Raw genomic sequence first — 12,851 nt, 5'->3', positions numbered from 1 at the left:
AAAGCCGACGTGCCCGGCCGAACCTCCGAAATCCCCCACGAACGGACGCAGGCTTACGGTCGAGGTGCGCTCGTTTAAGCGGCGCTTAAGCGTCCTCGGAGCACTATTCGCTTGTCCCGGCCGTTCGGAGTGCGGGAGCGTCGGGGGCATGCGTGCTCACTCACCCTGGCGGGTCCCCGACTTCCGGACGCTCTTCTCGGCCTCGGTGCTGAGCAACCTGGGGACCAACGTCGGCTACGTCGCCGTGCCCCTCGTCGCCGTCGCCTCGCTGGACGCCGGGCCCGGCGAGGTCGGGGTGCTCGCGACGTTGAGCACGGTGGCGTTCCTGCTCATCGGGCTGCCCGCCGGGGCCTGGGTGGACCGGATGCGGCAGCGGCGGGTGCTGATCGTCGCGGAGCTCGTCCGCGCCCTGCTCTTCGCGTCCGTGCCGATCGCCTGGTGGCTGGACGCGCTGACGCTGTGGCAGCTGTACGCCGTCGTCTTCCTCAACGGCTGCGCGACCGTCTTCTTCGACGTCACCTCGCAGAGCGTGCTGCCCCAACTCGTGGGCCGGGAAGCCCTGGTGTCCGCCAACTCCGCCATGGTCGGCCTCATGGCCGCGGGGAACGTGGCCGGGCGGGGCGTCGGCGGGGCGCTCGTGCAGTGGCTGACGGCGCCGGTCGCCGTCGTCTGGACCGCGCTGAGCTACCTCGGCTCGGCGATCCGACTCATCGGCGTCCGGTACGCCCCGGCGTCGCCGCCGGCCCGCAAGGCGTCCGACGGCCTGCGGGCGCAGATCGCCGAGGGGCTGCGGCACGTCCTCGGGAACCGCGAGCTGCGCGCCCTGGCCCTCACCGCCGCGACCGCCAACTTCGGCATGCAGATCGTCAACACGATGCTCCCGGTGCTCTTCGTCCGCGAACTCGGCCTGTCCGCCGGTGTCCTGGGCGCGTTCTGGGCGGCCGGCGGAGTCGGGGTGCTGCTCGGGTCGCGGTGCGCCGGATACATCGCCGCGCGCCTCGGGTACGGGCGGGCCCTCGGGATCCTGGGGCTGTGCCTGGCCCCCGCCGGACTGCTCGTGCCGCTCATTGGCCCCGGACCCTGGCTGTGGCTCGCGGGCGCGGGCTGGCTGCTCACCCTGTTCAAGATCGGGACCGACAACGTCATCGGCGTCACCCTGCGCCAGTGGATGACCCCCGACGCGCTCCTCGGCCGCATGAACGCGACCTTCCGCTTCCTCCTCATGGGCGCCCTGGCCATCGGCGCCGCCGTGTCCGGTCTCCTCGGCGAACTGGCCGGACTGCAGACGACCTTGTGGGTCGGCGGCGCCGCGATGGCCGCATCCTTCCTGCCCGTCTTCCTCTCCCCGGTGCGCAGGCGTCGCGAACTCCCGCAGGAGCGGCCTCAGGGACGGCCGCAGGCCGCCGCGCCCGCCGACCGCTGACCGATACTGCTCCCATGGGGGACCACGACGACACCTGGACACGTCTCGACGCCGCGCTGCGCGCCGACGACCCGTGGATCGCGCTGTACGCGCTGAACGCCGAATCGCCGCAACTCCCCGGCCTCGCCGAGGCCGCCGAGGACCTGTATCGAACGGGGGCGGGGCAGGCCGGCTTCCGCCGGTATCTGACCGGGCTCCTCCAGATGCTGGGCGAGCAGGGCGACGCGGTCCTGCTGCGCCTGCTCGCGGAGCCGGCCCTTCCCGCCGACGACCGGCGCGACGTGCTGAGGACCGCCGTCGTCCGCGGGCTGCGCGTGCCCGCGGAGCTGCTGCGCGGGTACGCGGTACAGGGCGTCCTCGATCCGGTGCTGATCGACGCGAGGGGGCTGTCCGGCGACCCGTCCTTCGCGCCCGGCCTCGGGGCCCTGCTGGACGACCCCGCCGCCCCGCGCGGCCGGGCCGCGCTCGCGCTCGGCCGCCTCGGGGCGCGTGAGTGGACGGCGCCGATCGCCCAGCGGCTGTCCGAGGTGACCGGCCTTGAGCACGCCGCGTTCACCGTCGCCCTGGAGCTGATGGGCGACCCCGCCGCCGTACCGCACCTGCTGCGATGGCTGGCGGAGAGCGGCGAGGAGCGGGTGTACGACGTGCACCACGCGCTCGTACGGCTCACCGGACGCGACCCGCTGCTGCCGGCCGGGGCGACCGGAGCGGCGTACGCGGCGGCGGTGCGGGCTGTCTGGGCGGGGAAGGGTTCGCCGCGACCCGTGGTGCGGGACCTCGTCGTCGAGTCGGCGACGCGGGCACGGTTCTCCGTCGACGGGGGCGCCGGCCGGATCCGGGTCGACTTCGACCCGCCGACGCCCGGGTCCTCCTGGCCCCGCTGGAACCGGTCGCTGACCGTCGGCGGGAAGCCCCTGTACCGGGTCGGTTCCGTCTGCGACACCTGCGAGTTGGGGCTGACCCTGCTGGACTGGCCGGATGCCGAGGCCGCCCGCTTCGCCGCGCGCATGCGGCTGCGGCTGGCCGACCCGGAGCGGCTCGACGCGGACTGGTTCGACGAATGGGCTCCGGTGCTCGGCGAGTTGGAGACCGGGCACTACCGCGCCCTGCTGCTCGACCTCCCGTTGGAGCGGGTGACCGAGCCTGCTCGCTCGTGGTGGTTCCGCCGCCTGGCCGACCGGGTGGAGGAGGACGACGATCCCGGGTACGTCGGCGAGCGCCCCGAGGACCACTGGCCCGGCGTCGAGCACTTCCAGCTCACCGCGCCCGTACCGGGCGGCCGTGTGCCGGCGACGTACGGGGCCGTGCTGCCCTCGCGGCCGCCGGGCACGCTCGACCCGGCGACCGTCGCCCGCCACGCGGCAGCGATCGCCGCGGGGGAGCGGCCCGCCGCCCTCGTCCTGGGATGGATCGACGACCGGTACGTGCAGGCTCGGGACGAGGAGCGGTGGCTGGTCGGCACGGTGCTCGACGGCCACCACCGGCTCGCCGCCTACGCGGATGCCGGAGTCCCGGCCCGGGTACTCCTCCTGGCCCGGGTCGGCGAGGGCGGGGCGGAGGGCGGGACGGAGGGGCTGGATGAGCTCGCCGCGGCGTATCAGCCTGCGCCGGGTTCCTCGCCCAGAGGGTGAAGGTCCAGGCGGGCGAGGTGGTCCTCGTCAGCCACCAGGTCGATCGCCGTGATGCGGCCGTCCAGGACGGTGAAGCAGTACACCGCTTCCGGGGTGGCCAGACCTGCGACGCCGTCCACCAGCATCGGCGCGGCTGCGGACGCCCGGTCGGCGAGCGCGTGGGCGACCGCCCGGGCGCCGTGCGTCGTGACGCCCGCACCTGCGGCAGTGGCGTCGGCTCGTAGGACCGCGTCCGGGTCCAGGAGGTCGAGCAGGGCGTCGATGTCGCCGCCCCGCGCGGAGGCCAGGAACGCCGTGACGACCTCCCGCTGGCGCGCCGGATCGGGTTCGGGCAGGTCGTCCAGGCCCTGGGTGCGGCGGCGGGCCCGGGCGGCGAGCTGGCGGGTGGCGGCCGGGGTGCGTTCCACGATCGGCGCGATCTCGTCGATCGGGACCTCGAACAGATCGTGCAGGACGAAAGCGAGCCGCTCGGTCGGGGTCAGGGTGTCCAGGACGCCCACCAGCGCCCGCTCCTCCGGGTCGGCCGGCTCCTCGGCCGCGTACGGCCGGTCACCGCCCGTGTCGCGGGAGCGCAGCATGTCAAGCGAGACCTGGCCCACGGCCGTCGTCAGCCATCGGCCCAGGTCGTCGACGGCTCCGGCGTCCGCGCGGCCCAACCGCAGCCGGGTCTCCCGTACCGCGGCGTCCGCCTCGGCGGCCGAGCCGAGCATCCGGTACGCCACAGCGCGCAGTCGCTGGTCCGCGGAGCCGTCCTCGGGCAGGACGGCGGGGGCCTCGAACGACGTCGGCATGACTCGCCTACACGGCTCAGTCGCCGTGCCCGGTGCCGCCGCTGCCGAATCCGCCGCTGGAGATGCCGCCCCAGCGCCGCTTCTCCTCGCTCGGCGGGTCCGGGGAGGTCTCGGTGCCGGAGGTGCCGCCGTCGTTGAGCTGGTACGGCATGAGCCGGTGCTCGCCGTCCGTCTGCGGCATCACCGCAGGCCGGCGGTATTCGGACATCTCGCCGGGCAGCCGGTCCGTCTCGGGGCGGTGCCCATGCTCCTCCGCCTTGGGGGTCTTGGCCTCGCGGGCCCGGAGGTAGCGCCCCCATGCGAAGGCGGCGATCAGAATCGCCACGAGCACGAGGCCACCGAGAACCTGGCCGAGTCCCGACTGCCAGACCCCGGCCGTCGTCACGTCTGCGCTCTGCAGAGCAAATGCGTTCATACCCGAACAAATACCCGGTTTCGCGTCGCGTCAGACATGCTCGCGAATCCAGGTGAAACATTCTCCGGGCCCCATCGCGTCATATCGGTGAAGGACGGACGAGGCGAGCCGTGTACGACGGACGAGGCGAGGGGGGCGCGGCGCATGAGAAGGTCCCGCGCGGAGGAGTTCATGGAGTTCGCCTCCGCCCGCTCCGGGCATCTCTTCCGGTCCGCGTGCCTGCTGACCAGCGGGGATGTCCACCTGGCCGAGGACCTGGTGCAGGAGACGCTGGGCCGGATGTACGCGCTGTGGGGGCGCGTCCACCGGATCGGCAACCCCGCCGGGTACGCCCAGACCGTGCTCGTCCGCACCTTCCTCAGCCATCGGCGCCGCAGGTCCGCGACCGAGCGGCCGCTCGGGGAGCTGCCCGAGCGCGCCCCGGACCACGGCGACGACCCGGAGCTGCGGATCGCCCTGCTCGACGCGCTGGCCCGGCTGGCGCCGAAGGACCGGGCGGTGGTGGTGCTGCGGTACTGGGAGGACCGCAGCATCGAGGAGACCGCAGACGCCCTGCACGTCAGCTCCGCCGCGGTCCGCACCCGCTCGGTGCGGGCCCTGGCGAAGCTCCGGGAAGGGCTCGGCGGCAGCATCGCCGAGTTCGCCGCCCGCTGATGCGGGCTGATCCGGGCTGATCCCGGCTCATCACGGCCAGACCTACGCATTTTCATCACCGACACCGACCGGAGTTGATTCGGCATGCCCCAGGAACAGGACCGGAACCAGTTCGAGGAAGAGCTCGGCCTGGTCATCCGCCGCACCGGCGACAGCTTCAGCGCCGCCGCCCTGCCGGACCTCGCCGTCGGCGGGCTGAGCCAGGGGCGGCGCCGGCTGGCCCGGCGGCGTACCGCCGCGGTGGGCGGCAGCGTGCTGGCGCTCGCCCTGGTCGCCGTCGGCGGCGCGTACGGCGGCGGGCTGCTCGGCGGGAACGGGCCGGCCGGCGTCGCCGAGTCCTCGGTCGGCGCGGCCCAGGAGCAGGGCGGCTCGTCCGATCACGCCGGTGCGGCCAAGGACAAGGGCAAGGAGCGCCCGCAGGCCCAGATCCCGGTCAAGGACCTGGCCGCGATCCTGAAGGCGAACACCCCGGCCGGCGACTGGTCCTTCCAGAACCTCGACGGCAAGGGCGAATTCGTTCATGGCGTGTACGACGACGGCAAGGGCAAGGCCGGCGTCACGGTGGGCCTGTCCCGCGTGGGCCTCGACGACAAGGCGGTCGATCTGGTCGCCTGCCCGGACAAGGCGTTCGTCGCCTACGACGCCTGCACCAGCACCCGGCTGTCCGACGGCGGGCGACTGATGGTGTTCCAGGGCTACGAGTTCCCGGACCGGCGCGTGGACACCAAGAACTGGCGGGCGGCGCTGCTGACCCGGGACGGGGTCCTGATCGACGTGAGCGAGTACAACGCCCCCGTGAGCGAGTCCAACGACGCGGAGAAGGACGAGCCGATCAGTCGCCCGAACCCGCCGTTCTCGCCTGCGCAGCTCAAGGCCCTGGTCACGGCGGAGGAATGGCGTCCGCTGATGAAGCAGCTGCCGGCGCTCAAGCCGGTCACGCAGGGCTCGGCGAGCGCGCAGCCGCCCACGGGCCCGTCCGGCGATGCCGTCAGGGCGACGCTGCGTGTGCTGCTGCCCAAGGGCCTGCTGGTGACGGAGAAGGGCGGCGAGGGCGAGTTCGCGTACGTGGTCGTCGACGACGGCAAGGGCAGGAGCCTCGTCCAGGTCAACGTCCAGCCGGACATGCGGGACGTGGCGGACCAGCTGTTCGCCGGCAGCGGGGTCACCACGCTGCCCGACGGGACGAAGGTGAAGCTGGAGAAGAAGCCGGGCGAGAAGGGCGGCGCGGGCGTCGTCATGTGGACGGCCGACACGATGCGCAAGGACGGCTTCCGGGTCGTCGTCTCCGCGTTCAACGCGGGCGCGCAGCACCAGGCCGCGACCCGCGACGAACCGGCGCTCACGATGGAGCAGTTGAAGGCCCTCGCGCTGAGCGCGAAGTGGCAGAGTCTGTCGGGGACTTCGCAGCCGTAGCCCTGGCCCTGGCCCTGGCCCTGGCCCTGGCCGTGGTCGGTGGGGGGCGCCTCCGCCCCGGTTCACTTCGCGTCCGAGTACCGCTCCACCGTGGCGGTCGTGAACGGGAAGCGGACCGGGGTCTCGCCGAACGCGATCCGCCCGGCCTCGTCCCCGGCCGCGCGGATCGCCTCCGTCACCGCCTCGGCCTCATCGGCCGGGCAGTGCACGATCACCTCGTCGTGCTGGAAGAAGACCAGCTCGGCCCGCATGCCGGCGGTCGCGCGGCGCAGCGAGGCGAGCATCAGCAGCGCCCAGTCGGCGGCGCTGCCCTGGACCACGAAGTTCCGGGTGAAGCGGCCCCGGGCCCGGGCGTCGCCCGACGCGTACCCGGGGACGAATCCGCCGTCCCCGCCCGCCGGTTCGGCGTCGCCCTCCTGGGGGATGCCCGCCTCGTCGGCGTCGGCCGCGCCGGCGGCGCGGGGGCTGGTGCGGCCGAGCCAGGTGCGTACGAGCCGGCCCTCCTCGCCCGCCTTCGCGGCGTCGTCCACGTAGGCCACGGCCCGGGGGAACCGGCGGCGCAGGGCGGCCAGGTTCTTCAGGCCGTCGCCACTGGTCTGGCCGTAGATCGCGCCGAGCAGGGCGATCTTCGCGTGGTCCCGGTCGCCGGAGAAGGCCCGGTCGGACAGCCGGGTGTACAGGTCGTCGTGGTGCCCGGCGACCTCCATCAGACCGGGGTCGCGGGAGATCGCGGCCAGCACCCGCGGCTCCATCTGGTCGGCGTCCGCGACGACCAGCCGCCAGCCCTCGTCGGCGACGACGGCCTGCCGTATCACCTTCGGGATCTGCAGCGCGCCGCCGCCGTTGGTCGTCCAGCGGCCGCTGACCGTGCCGCCGGGCACGTACTCGGGGCGGAACCGGCCGTCCCGAACCCAGTCCTGGAGCCAGCTCCAGCCGTGCGCCACCCAGATCCGGTACAGCGTCTTGTACTTCAGCAACGGCTCCACCGCGGGGTGGTCGAGCTCCGCCAGCTCCCAGCGGCGGGTGGACTTCAGCCGGATCCCGGCCTGCGCGAAGGCGCGGACCACGTCTGCGGGCAGGTCGGGGCGGACCCGGCGGCCGAACGCGGCGGACACCTCGTCGGCCAGCTCGGCCAGGCGGCGCGGCTCGCCGCCGCCCGCGTACCGCTCGCCGAGCATGTCCTGCAGCAGTTCCCGGTGCACGTCCGCCCGCCACGGCAGCCCGCACCGGTTCATCTCCGTCGCCACGAGCATCCCGGCGGACTCGGCGGCGGTGAGCAGCCGCATCCGGCCCGGATGCTCGGCCGCGTCGTGCCGGCGCTGCTGTTCGGCGTACACCTCCAGGAGGGCTTCGAAGGGCACGGGGGTCGCGGATCTCGGCTCGAACAGCGAGTCCTGCGAGCCGGGCTCGGCGGCGCGCGCGGGCGGATCAGGCGGTACGGGCGCGTTCCGCAGCCGCGCCCAGGCGGCCGCCGCGGACCGGGGCTCGCCGAGCCGGCCCTCGTGGCCGAGCAGCAGCAGCTCGGCGTCCTCCACGTCGTAACAGCGCTCGACGCGCACCCCGGCGGCGAGGAGCCGGGGATAGACCTCCGTGGTGGACCGCCACACCCAGCGGGCCACGTCCGGACGCGCGCGGACGGCCTCGACGAGGTCCGGCTCGCGCCGCACCTCCCCGGCGGGCGTCCCGTCGGGGCCGAGGGGGACGAGCCACGCGCCGTCCCCCTCGGCCTCCGGCGCGAGCGCCCATCGTTCGTTCATGGGTGCGAGTCTGGCACCCGGCACTGACAGCGCGGGGGAGGCGAGCGTCGGCCCGGGCGGGTCGTCAGGCGGCGGCGTGGAAGAGGGCCGCCGCCTCGCCGCGCGAGGCGACGCCGAGCTTGGTCAGGATGTTCGCGACGTGGAACTTCACCGTCGACTCGCTGATGTGCAGCTCCTGCGCGATCATCCGGTTGCGATGGCCCAGGGCCAGGTGCCCGAGGACCTCCAGCTCGCGCGCGCCCAACGCGGTGAGCGGGTCGGCGGCGCCCGCCGGGGCATCCGGTGCGGCCAGCGGGATCGCGGCCGTGATCGTCGTGCCCCAGCCGGGCACCGCGTCGACGTCGAGCCGGCCGCCCAGGACCTCCAGCCGGTCCGCGATGCTGCCGGCGCCCAGCCGGCACGGGTCGAGCGTGCCGGGGCCGTCGTCCCGGACCGTCGCGCGCAGCTCGTGCTCGGTGAGCTGCCAGCCGACGTGGACGCGGGACACCGTCTCCTGCTCCAGTGCGGTCAGCAGCAGCGCGCGCACGATCGCCCGCGCGCTGTGCGCCACGTCCGCGGCGAGCGAGCGCGTCGGCTCGGGCGGGCCCAGCTCCAGCCGGACCGTGCTGTGCCGCAGCAGCGGCCGCAGCGCGTCCGCGAGCCGGGCGAACGCCTCGCCGGCCTGCTCCTCCGCCAGCGACCGGTCCCGCTCCGACACCGCGCGCAGCTCGACCAGCGCGGAGACCGCCAGCTCCGTCGCGGTCGCCCGGGCCGCCGCGTCGTCCAGGCCGCGGCTGCGGAGCACCCCGAGCAGCCCGGACAGCGTCGCCGTGTGCGCGCCGCTGAGCTCCGCGATCACCCGAGCCCGGGTGTCGGCTGCCGCCCGCGACCGGGCCAGCGCGCCGGGCAGCGCCTCCGCCGCGAACCGGTCGAAGTGCGCGGTCACCAGGTCCCACAGGGCCTGCGCGACCGCGAGGGCCTCCGCGCCCACGGGGGCCGCGCCGTCCTCCCGCACGAGGACGAGCACCGCGCCGCGCGGCGTGGCGTCGCTCAGCACGACCACCGCCTCGCGCGCCGCGCCGCCCACCGTCGCGACGCCCTGCCACGGCCGGCCCGCGGTGCCGGACGACAGCAGCGGTGCCAGATCGGCGGCGGTCGGCCGCCCGCCGGGATCCGTCCCGTCGAACCCCCCGAACTCCCCGGAGTACTTGAACGGCGAATGGGCGCAGTGCGTGGAGAGCTCCGCGGCCGCCCGGTGCGGGATCAGCGGCGCGAGGACCTCGGAGACCCGCGGCAGAACCGTGCCGAGCGGCCGCCGCACGATGTCGTACGCGGCGACCAGCGCGGCGGTCGTCGCCGCCGGGTCGTGGCCCACGTCGGGCGCGGATCGGATCAGCTCCATGCCGCAAGCCTAGGCACCGGCCCCGGGTACAGGGCTGGTCTTTCGGACAGGTTGAACTGGCCGTTGGGCGGGCCGGGACGGAGTCGCCCGCGACCGAGGCTTGAGCCGTACCCACTGACCCGGTGAACGGAGCCCGACAGCCATGGAAGCGATCGTGTACGACGAGTTCGGCGGCCCCCACGTGCTGCGCCACGAGACCGGGGTGGCCGTCCCCGAGCCCGGACCCGGCGAGGTGCGCGTCAGGGTGGCCGCCGTCGGGGTCAACCCCCTCGACCACAAGCGCCGCGAGGGATGGGTGGAGCACCACTACCCGACGACCTTCCCCGCCGTCCCCGGCCTGGAGTTCGCCGGCACCGTGGACGCCGTCGGCGCGGGCGTCACCCATGTCGCGCCCGGCGACGAGGTGCTGGGCTGGACCAAGACGGGCGCCTACGCCGAGTACGCCCTCGCCGGGGACATCGTCCACAAGCCCGCGGAACTGACCTGGGAGCGGGCCGCGAGCCTCCCCGTCGCCGGCGAGACCGCCCAGCGCGTCCTCGACCAACTCGCCGTGCGGGAGGGCGAGACGCTGCTCCTGCACGGCGCGGCGGGCGTGGTCGGCTCCGTCGCGGTGCAGCTCGCCGTGGCGGCCGGCGTCACGGTCGTCGGCACCGCCTCGGAGCGCAACCACGACTACCTGCGGTCGCTCGGCGCGATCCCGGTGACGTACGGCGACGGCCTCGCCGACCGCGTCCGGACGGCCGCCCCGCAGGGCGTCGACGCGGTCTTCGACGCGGCCGGGCACGACACGCTCGCCGTCTCGGTCGAACTGATGGGTGGGGCGACCGAGCGGATCGTCACGATCGCGGCCACCGACGCGGAGGAGCACGGCGTGCTTTTCTCGGCCGTCACGACGACCCCGGAGGAGGTCCGCGCGGGCCTGACCGAGCACGCCCGACTCGCTGTCGAGGGCCGACTGGCCGTCCGCCTCGACCAGGTCCTCCCGCTGGCACACGCGGCAAAGGCACAGGAACTGAGCGAGACGGGCCATGCGCAGGGGAAGATCGTCATCAGGCTCTGAGGGCTCGGGCTCGGGCGCGCCCGCCGCCGGACTGTCGGGGGGCGGCCTCGGAGCCGGGCGCCCCCACCCGGTACCGACCCGTCCTCCGCCGGGCGTCGTCAGCCCCCAGTCCCCTCAGTCCCCCCCCTCAGCCCAACTCCCGCACCACGCGCGCCGGATTGCCCACCGCGAGGACGCCCTCGGGGAGGTCCTTGACGACCACCGAACCCGCGCCCACCACCGTGTTCGCGCCGATCGTCACCCCGGGGCAGACGATCACCCCGCCGCCCAGCCACACGTTGTCCCCGATCGTGATCGGTATCCCCTTCTCCCAGCCGGCTCTGCGCCGCTCCGCGTCGAGTTCGTGCGTGGGCGTGAGCAGTTGCACGTTGGGGCCGATCTGGACGTCCGCGCCGATCGTGATGGGCGCGACGTCGAGGAAGACCGCGTTGAAGTTCACGAACGTGCCGTCGCCGATGCTGATGTACCGGCCGAAGTCGCAGTGGAACGGCGGCCGGATCCGGACCCCTTCGCCCACCGATCCCAACAGCTCCGCCAGCATCTTCGTCCGCCCCGCGAAGTCGGGGAGGACGTCCCCGGTCACGTTGTACGCCGCGCACAGCGCGGCCGCGCGTCGCGATTCGGCCGTCAGCTCGGGATCGTCGGGCAGGTACCACTCGCCGGCCAGCATCCGCTGCTTGTTCTCGCCCATCGGGCACCCCCGTCTTTCGCGGTCCGTGATGTTCCGTCGGTGAGGATCTACCCCGGGCCCGGACGGCGGTACGCGAAGCTGGCGAGAACTGGACACTTGTGCGACGAATCGACGTGCGCCGAATCGACGTGCGCTGATCGACGTGCGGTGTTCGAGGTGCCCTGTTCGAGGTGCCGTGATCGATGTGCGGTGTCGACGCACGGCGAACCAAGGCCGGGGCGGGGACCCGGCTCCGACCCGGTCCCCGCCCCGCTCCGTCCACCATCTCCGCTCAGCGGGTCAGCCGCCACGCGGGGAGCACCGAGGCCGCCGTCGCGACCACCGCGCAGATCCCCACCGCCGCGCCGACCACGGCCCACGGCACGGCCACTGTCACCGGCGCGGACAGCGATGCCAGCGCCGCCCCGAGCCCGGCGAGGCCGACCGCCGTCACGGCCGCCCCCAGCACCGACCCGATCGCCACCGAGAGCAGCGCCTCGCCCGCCACGACCCGCAGGATCTGGGCCCGCGTCGCCCCGCTCATGCGCAGCGCGCCCAGCTCCCCGCCACGTACCGAAGTGGCCATGACCAGCGTGTTCGCCAGCGCGATCACCGTGTAGACCACGGCGATGCCGAGCACGAGGAACAGGCCGAGCCGGGTGGTGCGGCTGAACGGCGGGTGGGTCTCGGCGGCCCACGCGTCGGCGGTCCGGACGGTGCCGCCGGTGGCGGCCATGGCCCGGTCGAGGGCGGGGCCGCGGACGCCCGCGGCCGTACCGACGTCGATCCGGTCGAGGGTCGCGCCGGGGGCGTTCGCCGTGGTCACGTACGGCCCGTTGTCGCCGGTGCCCGGCGCGAGGACCGCGACGACCCGCAGCGTCGTCGTCCGTCCGTCGGCCAGCCAGACCTGGACCCGGTCGCCGATCCGGCGGCGCTCCCACTCCTCGTTGACCACGATCGAGTGGTCGTCGAGGTCGCGCACGTCCCCGGCGAGCACCGGCAGCCGGGCGAGGTCGGCGAAGCCGGCCGGGTCGGCGACGGCCCGCGCGCCGTACTTCACCAGCGCCGAGTCGCCGTCCCGGACGAAGACCGAGGTCTCGCCGGTCGCGGAGACGGTCGCACCCGGGAGGGTGCGTACGGGTCCCGGCTTCAGGGCTGCCCCGCCTGCGCCGCCTGCCCCGCCGGTACGGCCGTTCGCGTCCCCGCCCGCCGTGATCACGTACTGCGCGGCCGTCTGCTCGCGCGCCTCGGCGCCCTTCGCCGTCGTCACCGTGACGGCCGAGCCGAACAGAGATCCGGCGAGCGCGACCGTGACCAGTACGGGCGCGGCGACCGCCGACGTACGGCGCAGGGCGGCGGCGGTGTTCGCGCGGACCAGCATCCCGGTGACCCCCGGCAGCGGCAGCAGCCGCGCCACCGGCCGGACCAGGAGCGGCGCGAGCAGCGCGACGCCGGTGATCAGGACCATCGGCTGCGTCGTGTACGTCTTGCGCTTCAGCAGCGCGTACGGGTCGTCCACGCACGTCCACACCAGCAGCGCGGCCCCGGTCAGCAGCAGGGCGGCGCCGAGCAGGCGGCGGCCGAGCGGCAGGACCCCGGTGTCGACGTCGGCCTCGCGCAGCGCGGCGGTCGGCCCGATCCGGCCGGCCCGGCGGG

11 protein-coding genes are annotated in these 12,851 nt (G+C 74.6%); 5 read left to right on the top strand and 6 right to left on the bottom strand.

From position 1 onward, the window contains the following. Positions 1-148 precede the first annotated feature (148 nt). Together VIU94_RS25910 and VIU94_RS25905 are read left to right on the top strand one after the other, a co-directional pair. The gene (locus VIU94_RS25910) at positions 149-1,423 is read left to right on the top strand and encodes an MFS transporter (protein ID WP_331914662.1); all 1,275 of its coding nucleotides are present in this window, start codon (positions 149-151) and stop codon (positions 1,421-1,423) included. Positions 1,424-1,437: 14 nt separating this feature from the next. Further along, a complete protein-coding gene (locus VIU94_RS25905) occupies positions 1,438-3,054 on the top strand; it encodes a HEAT repeat domain-containing protein (protein ID WP_331914660.1) in 1,617 nt (538 codons plus the stop codon). Here the strand turns inward: VIU94_RS25905 and VIU94_RS25900 are convergent. Further along, a complete protein-coding gene (locus VIU94_RS25900; protein ID WP_331914658.1) occupies positions 3,021-3,845 on the bottom strand; it encodes a sigma factor-like helix-turn-helix DNA-binding protein in 825 nt (274 codons plus the stop codon). The two genes, VIU94_RS25905 and VIU94_RS25900, sit on opposite strands and share 34 nt — an antisense overlap. A gap of 16 nt (positions 3,846-3,861) precedes the next feature. After that, the gene (locus VIU94_RS25895; protein WP_331914656.1) at positions 3,862-4,260 is read right to left on the bottom strand and encodes a DUF6479 family protein; all 399 of its coding nucleotides are present in this window, start codon (positions 4,258-4,260) and stop codon (positions 3,862-3,864) included. Between the two features lie 144 nt (positions 4,261-4,404). Between VIU94_RS25895 and VIU94_RS25890 the strand changes: the two genes are divergently transcribed. After that, positions 4,405-4,914, top strand: coding sequence for a SigE family RNA polymerase sigma factor (locus tag VIU94_RS25890; RefSeq protein ID WP_331914654.1), 510 nt, complete (start codon positions 4,405-4,407; stop codon positions 4,912-4,914). 84 nt (positions 4,915-4,998) lie between these two features. Further along, positions 4,999-6,327: a hypothetical protein gene (locus VIU94_RS25885; protein WP_331914652.1), complete on the top strand. Its 1,329-nt coding sequence runs from the start codon at positions 4,999-5,001 to the stop codon at positions 6,325-6,327. 62 nt (positions 6,328-6,389) lie between these two features. Here VIU94_RS25885 and VIU94_RS25880 read toward each other — a convergent pair whose 3' ends face one another. After that, complete coding sequence (locus VIU94_RS25880; RefSeq protein ID WP_331914650.1) at positions 6,390-8,084, bottom strand: bifunctional 3'-5' exonuclease/DNA polymerase; 1,695 nt, start codon at positions 8,082-8,084, stop codon at positions 6,390-6,392. Between the two features lie 64 nt (positions 8,085-8,148). Next, positions 8,149-9,465, bottom strand: a complete 1,317-nt coding sequence (locus tag VIU94_RS25875) for a helix-turn-helix transcriptional regulator (protein ID WP_331914648.1) — start codon at positions 9,463-9,465, stop codon at positions 8,149-8,151. 142 nt (positions 9,466-9,607) lie between these two features. On the opposite strand from VIU94_RS25875, the gene VIU94_RS25870 reads away from it, so the two are divergent. Then, positions 9,608-10,525, top strand: coding sequence for an NADP-dependent oxidoreductase (locus VIU94_RS25870; protein ID WP_331914646.1), 918 nt, complete (start codon positions 9,608-9,610; stop codon positions 10,523-10,525). Between the two features lie 127 nt (positions 10,526-10,652). Here VIU94_RS25870 and VIU94_RS25865 read toward each other — a convergent pair whose 3' ends face one another. After that, entirely contained in the window at positions 10,653-11,216 is a 564-nt protein-coding gene (locus VIU94_RS25865) for a sugar O-acetyltransferase (protein ID WP_331914644.1), read from the bottom strand. A gap of 271 nt (positions 11,217-11,487) precedes the next feature. Beyond that, a partial coding sequence (locus tag VIU94_RS25860; RefSeq protein WP_331914642.1) for an ABC transporter permease occupies positions 11,488-12,851 on the bottom strand: 1,364 nt, incomplete at its 5' end.

It is taken from the genome of Streptomyces sp. (assembly GCF_036566765.1).
GTDB lineage: Bacteria > Actinomycetota > Actinomycetes > Streptomycetales > Streptomycetaceae > Streptomyces.
This window is presented reverse-complemented; position numbering and strand designations above follow the sequence as displayed.